Origin of the sequence: Paenibacillus sp. FSL L8-0494 (genome assembly GCF_038003695.1) — a bacterium.
GTDB classification, from domain to species: Bacteria; Bacillota; Bacilli; order Paenibacillales; family Paenibacillaceae; genus Paenibacillus_AQ; species Paenibacillus_AQ odorifer.
In genome coordinates this window covers 5,424,616-5,441,831 of sequence record NZ_JBBOPQ010000001.1, presented here as the reverse complement: position 1 = coordinate 5,441,831, position 17,216 = coordinate 5,424,616, and the positions used below count along the sequence as shown (strand labels likewise).

At 45.5% G+C, this 17,216-nt stretch carries 14 protein-coding genes; 13 read left to right on the top strand and 1 reads right to left on the bottom strand.

The genetic code is table 11. The features are described 5' to 3' along the window. Positions 1–129: 129 nt before the first annotated feature. The 3 genes from NYE35_RS24670 to NYE35_RS24660 all read left to right on the top strand — a co-directional run bounded on the left by NYE35_RS24670 (position 130) and on the right by NYE35_RS24660 (position 4,175). A complete protein-coding gene (locus NYE35_RS24670; protein ID WP_036677651.1) occupies positions 130–1,080 on the top strand; it encodes a cation diffusion facilitator family transporter in 951 nt (316 codons plus the stop codon). Positions 1,081–1,109: 29 nt separating this feature from the next. Continuing rightward, positions 1,110–3,512, top strand: coding sequence for a single-stranded-DNA-specific exonuclease RecJ (gene recJ, locus NYE35_RS24665; RefSeq protein WP_038572989.1), 2,403 nt, complete (start codon positions 1,110–1,112; stop codon positions 3,510–3,512). Between the two features lie 144 nt (positions 3,513–3,656). After that, positions 3,657–4,175: an adenine phosphoribosyltransferase gene (locus tag NYE35_RS24660; RefSeq protein WP_036677647.1), complete on the top strand. Its 519-nt coding sequence runs from the start codon at positions 3,657–3,659 to the stop codon at positions 4,173–4,175. A gap of 242 nt (positions 4,176–4,417) precedes the next feature. Here NYE35_RS24660 and uraA read toward each other — a convergent pair whose 3' ends face one another. Continuing rightward, positions 4,418–5,731 carry a uracil permease gene (gene uraA / locus NYE35_RS24655; RefSeq protein WP_038572987.1) on the bottom strand — a complete coding sequence of 438 codons (1,314 nt, stop codon included), beginning with the start codon at positions 5,729–5,731 and terminating at the stop codon, positions 4,418–4,420. Positions 5,732–6,044: 313 nt separating this feature from the next. On the opposite strand from uraA, the gene NYE35_RS24650 reads away from it, so the two are divergent. From NYE35_RS24650 to NYE35_RS24605, 10 genes are all read left to right on the top strand, one after another. Then, a complete protein-coding gene (locus tag NYE35_RS24650; protein WP_036677643.1) occupies positions 6,045–8,225 on the top strand; it encodes a RelA/SpoT family protein in 2,181 nt (726 codons plus the stop codon). A gap of 21 nt (positions 8,226–8,246) precedes the next feature. After that, a complete protein-coding gene (gene dtd, locus NYE35_RS24645; protein ID WP_036677641.1) occupies positions 8,247–8,690 on the top strand; it encodes a D-aminoacyl-tRNA deacylase in 444 nt (147 codons plus the stop codon). Between the two features lie 134 nt (positions 8,691–8,824). Beyond that, complete coding sequence (locus NYE35_RS24640; RefSeq protein ID WP_155288183.1) at positions 8,825–8,980, top strand: hypothetical protein; 156 nt, start codon at positions 8,825–8,827, stop codon at positions 8,978–8,980. A gap of 150 nt (positions 8,981–9,130) precedes the next feature. Beyond that, positions 9,131–9,640, top strand: a complete 510-nt coding sequence (locus NYE35_RS24635; RefSeq protein WP_036677639.1) for a type 1 glutamine amidotransferase domain-containing protein — start codon at positions 9,131–9,133, stop codon at positions 9,638–9,640. Positions 9,641–9,688: 48 nt separating this feature from the next. Next, positions 9,689–10,138: a hypothetical protein gene (locus tag NYE35_RS24630; protein ID WP_036677637.1), complete on the top strand. Its 450-nt coding sequence runs from the start codon at positions 9,689–9,691 to the stop codon at positions 10,136–10,138. Positions 10,139–10,504: 366 nt separating this feature from the next. Further along, the gene (locus NYE35_RS24625; protein WP_155288182.1) at positions 10,505–10,642 is read left to right on the top strand and encodes a hypothetical protein; all 138 of its coding nucleotides are present in this window, start codon (positions 10,505–10,507) and stop codon (positions 10,640–10,642) included. Between the two features lie 192 nt (positions 10,643–10,834). Then, positions 10,835–12,088 (top strand): histidine--tRNA ligase, encoded by a 1,254-nt coding sequence (gene hisS / locus NYE35_RS24620; protein WP_076098993.1) that lies wholly within the window; start codon positions 10,835–10,837, stop codon positions 12,086–12,088. 55 nt (positions 12,089–12,143) lie between these two features. Then, positions 12,144–13,928 carry an aspartate--tRNA ligase gene (gene aspS, locus NYE35_RS24615; RefSeq protein WP_341122177.1) on the top strand — a complete coding sequence of 595 codons (1,785 nt, stop codon included), beginning with the start codon at positions 12,144–12,146 and terminating at the stop codon, positions 13,926–13,928. 61 nt (positions 13,929–13,989) lie between these two features. Then, entirely contained in the window at positions 13,990–14,745 is a 756-nt protein-coding gene (locus NYE35_RS24610) for a tRNA threonylcarbamoyladenosine dehydratase (protein ID WP_036677632.1), read from the top strand. Between the two features lie 239 nt (positions 14,746–14,984). Further along, on the top strand, positions 14,985–16,283 hold the full coding sequence (locus NYE35_RS24605; RefSeq protein ID WP_036677630.1) for an NCS2 family permease: 1,299 nt from the start codon (positions 14,985–14,987) through the stop codon (positions 16,281–16,283). Positions 16,284–17,216: the final 933 nt, after the last annotated feature.

Here is a 17,216-nt window from a genome sequence, read left to right as displayed (position 1 = left end):
GAAGTTCTACTTTTCTTATACGTTTAAGAAAGCCGCGTCAAATGCGACGCGGCTTTCGAAATCTTTAGGGTCATGTCATGTGTATTGAATCATCATGAGATTACTTGCTATTGGTAAGGAGGGCCTCGTATGAATAAAGAACGATCACCGCAAAGCGAGACGGTTGCTTGGACAGGGATCATTAGCGATGTTACTTTGGCAGTAGCTAAGGGGAGTTTTGGCTATATTTCAGGGAGCAAGGCATTAATGGGGGATGCTTTGTATTCCGGAGCAGACGCAGCAGCCAAACTGGCGGATATTCTTCCGTGGCGCTCTGAGCAAGGGAGAAAGAGTAAGCAACGGATCGAAGAACGGCGGGGCACTAAGGAGCCGCTGTTGGCTATACTTTTTTCGGTATTTATTCTTATGGGGGGACTGCAGATCGCATTCTCTGCAATCCGCGACTTAACGGATGGAAAATCATCTACACACGGACAGCTGGCGTTTGTAACCGTCTTAGTATCTATAGTTTTTAAAGAAGCTGTATTTCAATATCAATATCGCTACTTTAAAAAAATAGGTGATGGCAGTCACGCTGCATATGTTAATAGTCATCGTTTCAGCTTATATACATCTATCACAGTATTAGTCGGAATTTCGTTATCCATGGGTGGCACCTATTGGCATCCTCTATCTTATATGGATCCTATTGCCGCACTCTTAACCGGAGTTTTAATTCTTCGTAAAGGTTATTCACTCATTGCTAGCTCTATTAACACTAAAAATGCGCAGGAGCTTCCTTCGGAGGAAGCCGCTAATTTTATTGAAACGGTGCAACGTGTTCATGGCGTCATTCGCGTAGAACATCTGAAGGCACTTGAGCAAGGGAATTATGTGAATCTTCAAGTGAAGATCAGTGTGAATCCGCGGATTACGGTGATGGAAGCACAGGATATTTCGGAATGCGCTAGGAAGCTGCTGCAGCACCGGTTTGTTCATGTCGGTGAGGTGCATATGGACGTTGTTCCTTATGATCCCGGCTATCCGTACAAAAGCAATTATGAATTGCCGGATAATGATATTCCTACGTTGCTTCAGTAGTTTGCAAGGTGAGAGAAAGGTGAGTTCTATTGCTTTATTCAAAAACAAGATGGCAATCTCCGGCAGCCAATCCCGACACAGTTAGGGATATGGCCCGGAGCCTTTCTATTTCTCCACTCTTATCCTCACTATTAGTAAATAGAGGAATGAACACGCCTCATGAAGCTCTAAGCTTCATGGATGGCAGTGAGGAAGAACAGCATGATCCGTTCCTACTCAAAGGAATGGCTGAAGCGGTTCCTAGAATTAGAAAGGCTTTAAAAGATGAAGAACATATTCTTATTTATGGCGATTATGATGCCGACGGGGTGTCCAGCACAGCACTTATGATTCATCTGCTGCGCTATTTAGGCGCTTCCTTTGATATTTATATCCCACACCGCTCTAATGAGGGTTATGGGCTGCATAATCATGCCCTGGATTGGGCTTTACAGCAAGGTGTCTCCTTAATCATTACAGTAGATACTGGCATTAGCGCTTATCATCAGGTTGCTTACGCTAATGAACTGGGGATCGATGTGATCGTTACGGATCACCATGAACCCCCTGAGCTTTTGCCAGAGGCCTATACGCTTATTAATCCCAAGCTGCCAGACTGCCCTTATCCGTTCAAAGGATTAGCGGGTGTAGGTGTGGCTTATAAGCTTGCTCAGGCTATTCTAGGGGAAGAAACTCCCACAGAATGGGCAGAGATTGCAGCGATAGGAACGGTTGCAGATTTAATGCCGCTGCTTGGCGAAAACCGTGAGATTGTTAGAAATGGCTTGGAAAGTATGCGGCATTCCAGTTTCCCGGGGATTCGTGCCTTACTCGCTGTCAGCGGTGTGAACATGAGCACTGTGAGTGCGGTCAATATCGCTTTTGGCATGGCGCCGCGCATCAATGCCAGTGGTCGCCTGGACCATGCTGGACGGGCTGTGTCCCTCCTCACTACCGAGCATGCGGCTGAGGCAGAGCAGCTAGCTGGAGAGCTGGACCTGCTTAATAAAGAACGCCAATTGGTGGTAGAAAGAATTGTTGTTGAGGCTACTGCCAAGCTGGAGCAGATGACACAGGGTGGCGAAATCCCAGACATCATTGTTCTTGCTGATCATGGCTGGAATGTAGGTGTGGTAGGTATAGTGGCTTCCAAACTGCTGGAGCGTTATTATCGGCCTGTGATCATTCTGGATATACATCCAGAGACCGGAATGTGCAAAGGTTCTGCTCGCTCCATTCCTGGACTTGACATCTACGCTGCACTTTCTTCTTGTTCTGATTTAATGGATCATTTTGGAGGTCATCCAGCCGCTGCGGGAATGAGCCTGCATCGGGATGGATTAGAAGCCTTTGCTGCAGCATTAAACGAATATGCGTCCGGGGTGTTAACGCCAGAGCATTTCGTTCCTGTTGCTTCCGCTGATGCAGAGGTGTCAATCTCAGATTTATCACTGCAGACCGCGTTAGAATTGGAAAGGCTTGCACCCTTCGGAATGTCTAATCCGTTGCCGAAGTTTATTATTCGTGGGGCTACCGTGAAAGAGACACGTACAATGGGCCAAGATGGAAAACACCTGAAGATTGTATTGCAGCAGGGGAAAAACAGCATTGAAGCCTTGGCGTTTGGTAAAGGCGCTTTATCCAGGCTGCTACCGGCGGGTACTACGATCAACGTGTTAGCTGAGCTGTCGATCAATGAATGGAATGGCTCACGCAAATCACAGCTGATGCTGCAGGATTTATCTGTGCAGGATGCTCAGTTATTCGATCTTCGTGGTGCTGCTGACGCCGTACGGCAAGCCGCACATATTAGAGAACTACTTCTTCCTTATAGTGGTGCGGGTCCGTATCGAGCTGCTGCAGTGTTTCAGAACGGACGTAGTACGCCTGCAAGTGAATTGATAGGAATGTCTTTATGGGTATATGATAAAGAAGCTGGCATTAGCGCTGCTGTTAAGGATGAGCCCCTTCAGGAATCAGGGCATGTCTCCCTGTTATGCTTACTGGATATGCCGGAGACTCCTGAACAACTGGATGCGCTGCTCGAAACCTTCCCTAATGCTGATAATATTGCGTTATTGCATTCTATCAAGGATGGCCGAGAACGACTTATTACTCCGACACGGGATCATTTCAAAATACTATATAAACTGTTGGCTTCGATCACCTCAGTTGCAACACCTGAGAACGAAGTTTTGCTGCGGTTAAGCCGCCAGTCCTCGTTAAGTATCCGCATGCTTAACAACATGCTTGATGTGTTTGAGGAGCTTGATTTTATTAAAAGAAGTCAGGGAAGTGTGGCGTTTATTACTCAGCCAGTAGCTAAAAGTCTGACAGCATCGAGTCATTTTGTCCGACTGGGACAGATGGCGGAAATGGAGCAATACTTCATGGAGGGCAGCCTGTCAGAGTTACAGGACTGGATGTTATCGCGTCGTTTAGGCGTATCATAATCCATGCAAATATGAGCTGCTGAGCGTACCCAACGGTGTATAAAAATGCAACGCTCAATATAACAAAACGTATGCTTACGAAGCAAGTTTTGTCGATCTGAATCAAAGCAGCTATGCTAACAAAACTTATAGGAGATGATAAATTTGGATTTTAAAGATAGTATTCGTGTGATTCCTGATTTCCCTAAAGAAGGTATTAGTTTTAAAGATATCACCACATTGCTTAAAGACGGGGAGGCTTACCGCCAAGCGATTGACGCGTTGAAAGCTCTCGTAGCGCACTTGGAAATCGACGTTATCGCTGGACCAGAAGCACGTGGCTTCGTAGTTGGAGCACCTCTTGCTTATGCGATGGGAGTAGGTTTTGTGCCGATTCGTAAAAGCGGCAAGCTTCCATATGAGACTATAGAGGTAGGTTATGATCTTGAGTATGGCAAGGACACACTTGCTGTTCACACGGATGCTATCAAGCCTGGTCAAAAAGTATTGATCGCTGATGATTTATTGGCTACTGGTGGAACCATTGCTACTTCGGTTAACCTTGTAGAACAGCTTGGCGGTAAAGTGGTAGGTGCTGCTTTTCTGATTGAGCTGGTTGAGCTTGCTGGACGTAATAAGCTTTCTGGAGTTGAAGTTCTTTCCTTGGTGAATTACGAGGATTAATCTTGTAAAGTTTGTCTTTTCCCGGGAAATAAACGGGGATTCGGCTCTCGAATTATGCTGAAAAGTGCAAAGACGCAAAGTGTGGAAGTTAAACATTAATTGGAAAATGTAAGATAATAACAGCAGCTGTCTGCCTTTTGGCGGAGAGTTGCTGTTTTGTATCTGAGTCAATAAAAAAAGCTGCCCAAGTCCATAAATGGACGTTGGAGCAGCTTTTTTTAAATTCTATTTTTTATAACCGATTAATGGGCAGTTTTATCACTTTCTCCGCCATCATTAGACAGTCCAAGCACTTCAATGAGTTTGAAGAACAGTGCCAATACGATACCAACAATTGTAGCCAGCGCCATACCACTAAGTTTAACGTTGCCCATGGTAAGGGTTGTACCACTGATTCCGACAACGAGTACCAACGTAGCCATGATCATGTTAGTAGCTTTGGAAAAATCAACTTTTTGCTCAACGAAAATACGTAATCCGGAAGCCGCAATTACACCAAACAGCAACAGGGATACACCGCCCATTACAGGGGTTGGAATATTAGCGATAACAGAGGAGAAAGTACCAGAGAATGAAAGCAGAATAGCGATCACCGCTGCGCCGCCGATTACATATACCGAATATACTTTAGTCAACGCCATAACCCCGATATTTTCACCGTAGGTTGTATTTGGAGTAGAACCGATAAAACCGGAGATAATTGTAGATATCCCGTTCCCCATCAGGGAGCGATCAAGTCCAGGATCTTTAGCCAAGTCTCTGCCAACAATATTGCTTGTTACAAGTAAATGTCCAATATGCTCAACGATAACAACTAATGATACCGGGATAATAGTGAATATTACATTCCAATCAAATGAAGGAGTAACAATGGAAGGATGCGCTAAAAATTTTGCATTAGAGATAGCAGCGGTATCCACCATTTTCAAAATATATGCTAAACCATAACCAGTGACGATACCAATAAGGATGTGAATGATTTTTGGAAAACCGCGGAAGAGTACAGCTCCAATTACAGTTACACCAAGCGTCACCATAGAAAGTGCGATTGTTTTGCCATCTGGCGTCCAGTCTGCAACTGCAACGCCTTCAGGAGCAATAAGTCCTGCCATTCGTGCGGCAACAGGTACAAGTTCAAGTCCGATCGTAGCTACGATAGCTCCCATTACTGCCGGAGGGAAAACAACATCAATCCATTTGGTTCCTGCATAACGAATGATCAATGCCACGAGCACGAATATAATACCAGTGACGATAAAAGCACCCAAAGCAAGCGAGTATCCTTTCATGTGATCATTTGGGTAACGACTGAGTACTGATAATACCGGTGCAATAAAGGCAAAGCTGGAACCAAGGTACGCAGGGATTTTACCGCGACAGATCCAAATGTACAGCAATGTACCGATACCATTCATAAGCAAAATCATTCCAGGGTCGACCCCGAACAAGTTAGGCACTAGCACTGTACTGCCAAACATGGCAAACAAATGCTGGAGACTTAATAGAAAGCCTGGGCCCCATGGAAGTTTTTCGTTAACTTGAATTTCGCGTTGCAATGGAGTTCACTCCTCTTTCTTATCTGATATTATGTTGTCCGGCGAAAATCCGCCTTTACTAGATTAAATAGAACTTGGCTTTTTTACAACAACATTTTCACAAGTGTTATTAATTTGTCCGAATTTAATTACTTTTACTTCTGGAATCCCATGAGATGGCAAGTGTTGACGTAATCCTCCTTAAGCCTCATAATTATAGACAACTTTGAATAAGGGCGTAAGTAAGCTTGGACAAATGAAATGATTGGAACCTGCAGATTTTTGAACAGTTGCGGGTTCATTTTATTATAGAAAGGAATCGGATACGACGAGAATGGGCATTGAGCGATTAATTGATAAGGCTGGCGCCTATATAAAAGATAAAGATCTTCTCCGCATCCGGGAAGCTTATGAATTTGCCGATCAGGCTCATCACGGGCAGATCCGCAAGTCGGGGGAGCCATACATTCTGCATCCGCTGGCGGTGGCAGATATTGTCGTCAATATGCAAATGGATGTTATATCTATTGTTGCAGCGCTTTTGCATGATGTGGTGGAAGATACGACGGTCTCACTGGAACAAATCCGCGCTAAATTTGGCGATACCTGCGCAATGCTTGTTGACGGCTTAACGAAGCTGGAACGCATTCGCTTTCGCTCAAAGGAAGAGCAGCAGAACGAGAATTACCGCAAAATGTTTATTGCTATGGCTCAGGATATCCGGGTCATTGTCATTAAACTGGCGGACCGTCTGCATAATATGCGAACGTTAAAATACCAATCTGAAGAGAGCCAGCGCCGTATTTCTTATGAGACGTTGGAGATTTTCTGTCCTGTAGCTGACCGGCTGGGGATTTCCGCGATTAAGTGGGAGATGGAGGATATTGCGCTTCGTTACTTGAACCCGCAGCAGTATTACCGGATTGCTAATCTGGTGCATAAGAAGCGGGCCGAGCGTGAGCAATTTATCGACAGCGTAATTGGCCGTATTCGTGCCAAGCTGGATGAAATGGGCATTGAAGGTGATCTTTCCGGCCGCCCGAAGCATATTTACAGTGTTTATAACAAAATGAGCACAAAAAACAAGCAGTTTAATGAAATTTATGACCTGCTGGCCATTCGTATCATTGTGGATAATATCAAGGACTGTTATGCAACCCTTGGAATTATTCACACCTTATGGAAGCCAATGCCGGGGCGTTTTAAAGATTATATAGCTATGCCAAAAGCCAATATGTATCAATCTCTGCATACTACTGTGGTAGGACCAGGCGGAGAGCCTACTGAGGTGCAAATTCGCACCTGGGAAATGCACCGCACGGCAGAATACGGGATAGCCGCACACTGGGCATACAAAGAAGGCAGCAGTAATAATGCTAATCCGGAGAATCGGATGCCTTTCTTTCGCGAAATATTGGAGCTGCAGCATGAAGCTAAGGATGCCGAAGAGTTCGTAAAATCACTGAAAATGGATTTTTTCTCAGACCTGGTGTTTGTATTTACTCCTAAAGGTGAGGTTATTGAGCTTCCTGCGGGTTCTGTGCCTCTTGACTTCGCGTTCCGCATTCATACAGAAGTGGGCAATCGTACAATTGGTTCCAAGGTGAACGGGCGGATCGTGCCGCTTGATCACAAGCTGAAGACGGGCGATATTGTTGAGATTTTGACGTCTAAGCATTCTTACGGACCTAGCCGTGACTGGCTCAAAATTGCACAATCCTCTCACGCAAGAAGCAAAATTAAGCAATGGTTCAAAAAAGAAAAACGTGAGGAAAATGTCGAAAAAGGTCGCGAAGCGATTGAACGTGAGCTGAAGCGCCTGAATGTCGAAGTTTCCGAGTGGATTTCTGATGAAAAACTATTGGAAGCTGCGAAAAAATTTGCCTTTAATGATGTAGAGGATATGTTGTCTGCCGTTGGTTTTGGTGGGATTACCGCTTCGCAAATTGCCTCCCGCTTGACGGAGAAGCTGCGCAAGGAGCAGGAAGAAGCTGCTAATCACTTGGAGCTTACTTCAGAGATGAAGGAGATCAAGTCTTCCGGCGAGAGACGTAATCAACCTACCAATGGTGTTAGTGTAAAAGGAATTGAAAACTTACTTGTTCGTTTTGCACGATGTTGCAACCCGGTTCCGGGTGACGACATTGTAGGTTATGTTACACGGGGCCGGGGCGTATCTGTACACCGCCAGGATTGTCCTAACATTCCGGGTGAAGGTGACGGAGAAGAAGCAGCTAGAGTGATTGAAGTGGAATGGGAAGGCACGATGGAAGCAAACTACAGTGTGGATATTGAGATTACAGGCCATGATCGCAATGGACTGCTCAATGAAGTACTGCAGGCAGTGTCCGAGAGCAAAACGAACATTTCAGCGGTCACTGGGCGCTCTGACAAGAATAAGATGGCAATGATTCATATGACCATCCTTATTCGTAATACGGAGCATCTGCAATCCGTTGTAGATAAAGTGAAACGAGTCAAAGATGTATATACAGTGAATCGGATCATGCAATAAGGCAAGGAGCGAAGTAGTGCGATGAGAGTTGTAGTACAGCGTTGCAAGGACGCCAAAGTAACCGTGGATGAGACAGTGACCGGAGCGATTGGCAATGGCCTGATGCTGCTTGTCGGCGTTACCCATGAAGATACGGAGAAGGATGCCAAATATTTGGCGGATAAAATAGCTGGACTGCGTATTTTTGAAGATGATGCTGGCAAAATGAACTATAGTGTCACGGATACTAACGGAGCTATTCTTTCAGTGTCCCAGTTTACTTTATACGGAGATTGCCGTAAGGGAAGACGGCCGAATTTCATGGGAGCTGCAGCTCCTGCGGAGGCCGAGCGTCTTTATGATTATTTTAATCAAGAGCTTAGAGCTGGAGGTCTTCAGGTGGAGACGGGCATATTTGGAGCGATGATGGATGTGTCGCTGACCAATTGGGGCCCAGTTACTCTCATTCTGGATAGCCGCAGCTAACGAAATAGAGGATGTCGAAGATTGCTTCTGGCCGGAGCTAACTTTCGACATCTTTTTTTTATGCGGATAGAGCTTCTTCGGGCTGGATAAACTAAATGCAGGCAGATATCACGCATAAGGCAGGGAGTTTAAGAATGAGACAATCACAGAAGGCATGGGTATGGAGAAGTATCCCGGCACTACCGGCTGGGAGTCCTATGGAAGCCTGTGCATTAGCCAAAAAGCTAGAAGGCGAGACCGAACCATTAGTAATCAAAGGAAGAAGCCGCAATCTCTTGCCGCGTACCTGAAGCGGGTGGAAAAGGCGGCTTTTTCGGTGTTGTGAATGAAGCCTTTTTTCCGATTAAAGGTTAGAAAGCATCCTCATAAGGGTAATAGACCACAAGAAAGAATAATTAGAACATCATTAATTGCTAAAGACAGAGAGGAGAAACTATTACATGAGTAACGTTGCTTTCTTACTGGCTAATGATTTTGAAGATTCTGAAATGAAGGTTCCTTATGATGAAATTATAAAGGCAGGACATCAAGCTGACATTATTGGTTTGAAAAAAGGGGAGACCTTGCTAGGTAAAAAGAAAGAAGTCTCCTACGCAGCAGACAAGGCGATCGCCGATGTTCGAGCAAGTGATTATGACGCGATTGTCATCCCGGGTGGTTCTTCCCCCGAGAATTTACGGCAAAATGCCGATATTTTGAAGTTTGTAAAAGAAGCAAATGAAGCAGGCAAGCCTATCGCCTCTATTTGCCACGGACCGCAAATTCTGATCAGTGCAGACTTGCTTAAGGGACGCACCATTACCTCTTATCCTCCGCTGAAGGATGATGTTGTGAATGCCGGCGCGGAGTTTAAGGATGAGGAAGTAGTGGTTGATCGCAATTACATTACTTCGCGTACACCAAAAGATGAGCCTGCATTTGTTCGTGAAATATTGAAGGTCCTGAAATAAATAAGCAATATTTAAATTAGAGTCTTATAATCCAAGGAGGTAATGGCAATGAGCAGAAAAATCCAAGCGTATTTCAGAACTGAAAATGAAGCAGAAGGCGCAAAAACAGCATTGATTAGCTACAAGGTGGATGGCTTGGAGGTTTGGCCACTCACAGACCCTATCGGCAATGATCGTAATATTCTGTTTCCAATCATTCCACTGGATAGTGCATCTGTAGTCGCAGGCACAACTGGAACGCTTGGAACGGCTAGCACACCTGCAGCTGGAGCTATGCTGGTTCCTGGCATTGCCGCCTCCGACACTCGGGCTGACCCTGAAACGCATTATAGTGTGAATGAAGATCAGGTTAGTGCGAACGTGGCAGAAGGAGATCTCGAAGATGGGGATTTAAGTGAACTTCGTTATGTGATGGAGCTAAGTATAGCAGAAGAGAATTATAATGAAGTTGTGGAAATCCTCCGGGGCAAAGGGGCTTATGTTGAACAATTCGAATAGTATTCTATTAAAAATAAACCGCTTTCATGGAATGTAATATAATCGTAATATTACGTACATGATTCCTTAATATAGCGTGTTTATAATAAAGGCATGACCCCCTTTTTAATAATATATGATGATGGACCTGCAGCATTCGGCTGCAGGTCATTTTTTTGTTACAATATAATTGCTGAATAAAAAACTCGGAAGCTGTCAAAATTTATACTAGGCATCCTTTTTACTACCTTGACTTTAATGCAGTAGTTCAGTAGAATATTAACAATATACGATTTTATCATATGGTTTTGATGACGGGACCAAGTAATTCGAGAACCCACAACTCCAGAGAAGAATCCCTTGTCGATTCGGATGACATCTACTTAAGTGGATGATGAACCGGTATCGCTTGGCTGCAAGGATTCTGTTGATGAGCGAATGAATGACCTCCCCGAGAACGTACGGCGAAAGTGGGCAGTGTTGATTGCCGCGATCAGTAGCCGTTTACGCGTAGGCGGGCGTTAACCGCTTTGAGCGGCTTCAGTATATTTTTACTGATCCGGAATGTGGGTGGTACCACGTGGTGTATTATTGGTTATGATAATCCCTCGTCCCTGTTTTTTTATAAAACAGGGCGAGGGATTTTTTGCTTTTTCTGCAATAGAAACAGATGAAGAGAACAGCTTTAGAGGGGTTATTTTTTAGGAGGGATAGACTGTGGCTAAAGAAAGATTCGAGAAACCAACAGGAACGCAGGACGTGCTTCCGGGTGCTGTGGAGAAATGGCAGTATATTGAGGGGAAGGCCAGAGATTTATGCCGCCGTTTTAACTACCGGGAAATTCGCACACCTATGTTTGAGCACACAGGGTTATTCGAACGTGGAGTAGGCGAAACAACGGATATTGTGGAAGGCGAAATGTATACGTTCAAGGACAAAGGCGACCGTGATTTGGCTCTTCGTCCAGAAGGAACGGCTGGTGTCGTGCGGGCTTACGTTCAGAACAAGCTATACGGTGAACCTGATGTAAGCAAGCTGTATTATATCGGACCTATGTTCCGTTATGAGCGTCCGCAGGCCGGAAGATATCGCCAGTTCCATCAGTTTGGGATTGAGGCGTTTGGGGCCGTGGATCCGGCTATTGATGCAGAAGTAATCTCTATGGGCTATCAATTCTATAAGGATCTAGGTCTTAAAAATGTAAGAGTGGAGCTTAATTCCGTGGGTAATGCATCAAGCCGTGCGGCTTACCGGGAGAAGCTGCTGGGATTCCTTAGACCGATGAAGGATAACCTCTGTAGTGACTGTCAGCGTCGAATCGAGCGTAATCCGCTTCGTGTGCTGGATTGCAAGGTGGATCAGGATAAATTTACAGATGCCCCTTCTATTTTGGACAGTTTGGATGATGAATGCATAACTCATTTTGAGAAGGTTAAGATGCATCTCGACATTATGGGTGTAGAGTTCACGATTAATCCTCGTCTTGTACGTGGTTTGGATTATTACACGCATACTGCGTTTGAATATAAAGCAGCTGGCATTGGCTCTATTGATACCGTAGGCGGCGGAGGCCGGTACAACGGTTTGGTTGAAGAAATCGGTGGACCCGATCAACCGGGTATTGGTTTTGGGATCGGGCTGGAGCGTATTCTTCTTATTCTGGAGGATCAGAAGGTAGAGCTGGAGACTGCGAAGCCACTGGATGTGTATTTTGTAGCTCTTGGCGAAGAGGCTGACATTGAAATCTCCAAGCAGCTATACTTTCTGCGTAGCCAAGGGTTCTCGGCAGAACGCGACTACCTCGGCCGGAAGATGAAGGCGCAGATGAAGTCAGCTGACCGTATGTCGGCACGTTATACTGCGATTCTTGGCGAAGACGAGTTGAAGAATGGTGTAATTGCGCTGAAGTCGATGAGCACAGGGGAACAGCAGACTGTGAAGCTCGAAGAGCTGGCTCAGGCGTTGGTATAGAAGAAGACTTTTTAAGTAGAAATGTATTTTTAAATAAAAAGGGGAATGGTGAATTATGCAAAGAAGTCATAACTGTGGGCAATTAACACCAGAACATATTGGACAAACGGTAACCTTAAACGGATGGGTCCAGACCCGCCGCGACCTTGGGGGCGTACTTTTTATTGACCTGCGTGACAGAAGCGGTATTGTGCAAGTTGTATTCAACCCGGACTACTCCGGCGAAGCACTTCAAATTGCGGATAAGGTTCGCAGTGAGTATGTTTTGGCTGTCAAAGGAAAAGTGGTTAAACGTGATGAAGAAACCATTAACCGCAATCTGCCAACAGGTGAGATTGAAGTTCAAATTACAGATATCGAAGTGCTGAACGCTGCTAAGACTCCTCCATTCTTCATCGAAGATGGAGTGGAAGTAGACGAATCTCTTCGTCTGAAATATCGTTACCTGGATCTGCGTCGTCCGGAAATGCAAAAAACACTGTTGCTACGCTCGAAATCTTCTAAGATTTTCCGCGATTTCCTTGACAGTGAAGGATTTATTGACGTAGAGACACCAATCCTAACTAAGAGCTCACCGGAAGGTGCGCGTGATTATTTGGTGCCAAGCCGTGTGCATGAAGGCGAATTTTTCGCATTGCCTCAATCTCCACAAATCTACAAGCAGCTTTTGATGGTGGGTGGCGTTGAACGCTATTATCAAATTGCTCGTTGTTTCCGTGATGAAGATTTGCGTGCTGACCGCCAGCCGGAATTTACACAAGTGGACATCGAGACTTCATTCCTGTCTCAAGATGAGCTGCTTGGCATGATGGAGAACCTAATGCAGCGTTTGTTCAAAGAAACTGTAGGAGCGGATATTCAGCTTCCATTCCAACGTTTGACTTATGCTGAGGCAATGGGCAAATACGGTTCAGACAAACCTGACCTGCGTTTTGGATTAGAGCTTGTAGAAATGAACGATATTGTTGCAACAAGTGGCGTAAAGGTATTCGCTTCCGTGATCGAAAAAGGCGGAGAAGTGAAATGTCTAAATGCTAAAGGCTGCGGGACTTGGACTCGTAAAGAAATCGATGATCTCGGACCTTATGCTGCGCGTTATGGAGCGAAAGGTCTGGCTTGGATTCAAGTGAAAGACGGCGAGTTCAAAGGACCGATTGTCAAATTCTTCACTGAAGAAGAAATTGCCGCTGTGAAGGAGCGTACAGGCGCTGAAGAAGGCGACCTACTGTTGTTCTCCGCTGATACCAAAAAGGTTGTAGCGGACGTTCTAGGCGCCCTTCGTGTCAAAATCGGACGTCAGCTGGGTCTGATCGACGATAACGTGTTCAAGTTCGCTTGGGTGACTGACTTCCCATTGCTTGGTTATGATGAAGATCAGAAACGTTATGTAGCAGAACACCATCCGTTCACTCGTCCGCGTGAAGAGGATCTGCATCTGTTTGACACAGATCCAGGTGCAATTCGTGCACAAGCCTACGATATCGTTCTGAACGGTTATGAAGTAGGCGGTGGCTCCATGCGGATTTACAAACGTGAAGTACAGGAAAAAATGTTCCAAGCTCTCGGCTTCACAGAAGAGGTTGCTTACGAGAAGTTCGGTTACCTGATGGATGCGTTCGAATATGGTACACCTCCACATGGTGGTATTGCCTTCGGTTTAGATCGTCTAATCATGCTGTTGGCGGGCCGTACAAATCTGCGCGAAACCATCGCATTCCCGAAAACGGCAAGTGCAACGGATCTGCTTATGGATGCACCTGCACCAGTAGACGGTTCACAATTGGAGCAACTGCATATTAAGCTGGCTCTTAAACCAAAGAAAGAAAAAGAAAAAGAATAATTAAATAAAGCGGGCGAGGCAGATTTCTGCTTCGCCATAGCTTTTGAAGGAGGCTGACCTCATGCTGCATCAGTTCTCACGTACGGAACTGGCGATCGGACCGGAAGGTCTGGAGATTATGAAGAACAGCACAGTAGCGGTACTTGGTATCGGCGGTGTTGGCGGTATGGCTGTTGAGGCATTGGCTCGTAGCGGAATCGGCAGACTGATTCTGATTGATAAGGATTCTGTCGACATTACCAATGTGAATCGGCAGATTCACGCACTTACTACTACGGTTGGGCAAAAGAAGGCCGAACTGATGGTGGATCGCGTGAAGCTGATTAATCCGGAATGTGAAGCGATTGCGCTGAACATGTTCTATACGGAAGAAACCTATGAGGAACTGTTCAAGCTGAAACCGGATTATGTGATTGATGCCTCGGATACGATTATCTACAAGGTCCATTTGATTAAAGAATGTCTGTCACGTGGAATTCCTATGATCTCAAGCATGGGCGCTGCCAACAAAATGGATCCTACAAGATTCCAGGTAGCGGACATTTCCAAGACAACGTATGATCCGATTGCCCGTGTCATTCGCCAGAAGCTGCGTAAGGATGGGATTAAGAAAGGCGTGAAGGTGGTCTTCTCTACGGAGCCGCCAATGAAGCCACGTCAGGATGTTACGGACAAGATTGTTCCGGAGAATGCGCCGGATCGACGTAAAGCGAAACAACCGCCAGCCAGCAATTCATTTGTTCCACCGGTAGCCGGCCTAATCATGGTCAGCGTTGCCGTGCGTGATTTGCTTGAGGCTGGAGGCGTCAGCTTGTAAGTGAATCGCTGAGCTGAGGCTGTTTCAATTATAGATATAGGATTAGAGTAATGGACAAAAGGGCGAGTAGCTGGAATCCGGCTGCGTACGCCCTTTTGTTGTCGTTAAACAGGCGGGTTCTGCAAGAAGCAGGCCACAAATAGGCATAATAGCTGAACCGGGATGAACGGCTGATTATTAGATTTATAATCCGGGTAATATCCGCCTGCGGAACTTAATATCAGTGGAGGTTTTTGTACATGAAATCGAATTTTTGGCGAAATAGTGTGGGGCTTGCGCCTGAGAATGACTGGAAACGGGAATGGGCTGCAGGGATTCTCTCCTATTTTGCTTCAGTTTATATTGTTATGGTGAATGCGACGATTCTCCATGACGCGGGGATGCCGCTTAGACCTGCAATGGTGGCTACACTGTTGACTGCTATTACCGGCTGTCTGCTGATGGCTTTTGGCGGGAAGACGCCTATCATCGTGGTTCCCGGGATGGGGATTAACGCATTTTTCACTTATACGCTTGTTCATTCCATGAAACTGGACTGGAGAGAGGCACTTACTGTAGTCGTTATAACAGGCGTGTTATTCGCTATCGTGGCCTTCACATCACTTTATCGTATTCTTAGTGAGGCAATTCCCCAAAACCTGCAGCATGCCATTACAGTGGGTATAGGGCTGTTTCTGACTTTTATAGGGCTGCAAAAGAGCGGGATAGTGATTGCCCATCAGACTACTTTTGTTGCCATAGGACATTTTAGTGATCCTGCAGTTATTACATCCTGTGTGACTTTATTGCTGGCTTTAGTGTTATTTATCCGGGGAACTAACGGCGGCCTGCTGATAAGTATGCTGGTTGGTACAGGACTAGCCTATCTTCTGGGAGCTGCACATGCACCGGAAAAACAAGCTTCAGGGCATGTATTCTCAGGTTATGGCGGCCTATTTTTCGGAATGGACTGGAGCGGTATTGTGAGCCTTGTGTTCTGGATTGCTGTATTCCTGTTATTGTTAATCGTTGTATTTGAAAATATCGGTCTTGTAGCCTCACAGACGATGATGGCAGGCCGTCCAGAACGCTTCAAAAGCAGCCTGCGTGCGCTCTCGCTTGCCAATATCGCCGCGGGTCTTTTCGGAAGCAGTCCAGTCGTGGCCGCTGCAGAATCCAATGCAGGAATAGCTGCGGGCGGGCGTTCGGGTCTCACCTCGCTGGTGACAGGGCTTCTATTCGGGGCGACCTTCTTATTCCTTCCGTTGTTATCCTATATTCCCGATAGTGCGATCGCACCGATCCTGATTGTGATCGGCGGACTTATGGTACAGAATGTGCGTGAGATGGACTTGAGTGATTTGACCGAGCTGTTCCCGTCTTTTCTAATCATGGTTATGATTCCATTCACCTATAGCATTGTGGATGGTATGGCTTTTGGTTTTATTACCTACCCAATTGTGAAGCTGGCGCTGGGCAAAGGGAAGGAAGTGCCACCTGCGCTGTATGGGATTGCTGGTTTGTTTGTAGCTAACTTTATTTTGCAGGCTGTGCTATAGTGCGGCATCCAGTTTCTTTAATTGCGAGGGAACTGTTGTTCACTAATCAGCTCTATTAGCCAGCGTTGAAATCAAAGGTATAGATACCGTTGATTGGAGCTAAATGTGCGTAGACGTCGAAATCAAAGGTATAGATACCGTTGATTGGTGCTAAATGCGCGTAGACGTCGAAATCAAAGGTATAAATACCGATGATTGGAGCTAAAAGCGCATAGACGTCGAAATCAAAGGTATAAATACCGTTGATTGGAGCTAAATACGCGAAGACGCCGAAATCAAAGGTATAAATACCGTTGATTGGAGCTAAATGTGCGTAGACGACGAAATCAAAGGTATAAATACCGTTGAATGGAGCTAAATGCGCGTAGGCGACGAAATCAAAGGGAAAAATACCGTTGATTGGAGCTAAATGCGCGTAGACGTCGAAATCAAAGGTATAAATACCGTTGATTGGAGCTAAATGTGCGTAGACGACGAAATCAAAGGTATAAATACCGTTGAATGGAGCTAAATGCGCGTAGAAGTCGAAATCAAAGGTATAAATACCGTAGATTCGAGCCGAATACGCGTAGACGTCGAGATCAAAGGTATAAATACCGTTGATTGGAGCTAAATGCGCGTAGACGTCGAAATCAAAGGTATAAATACCGTTGATTGGAGCCGAATACGCGTAGACGTCGAGATCAAAGGTATAAATACCGTAGATTCGAGCTAAAAGCGCATAGACGAAGAAATCAAAGGTATAAACACCGTTGATTGGAGCTAAATGTGCGTGTACGCCGAAACCAAAGGCAAAAATGCCTTTGATCCGTGCTAAATGTATGTAAGCGCCGAAATCAAAGGCAAAAACACCTTTGGTGTGTCCTAAATATTCGACGCTTGTGCGAGCTAAGGGGCACCAAAGGGTTTTAGGTTGGAGAACTTATAAGTTTA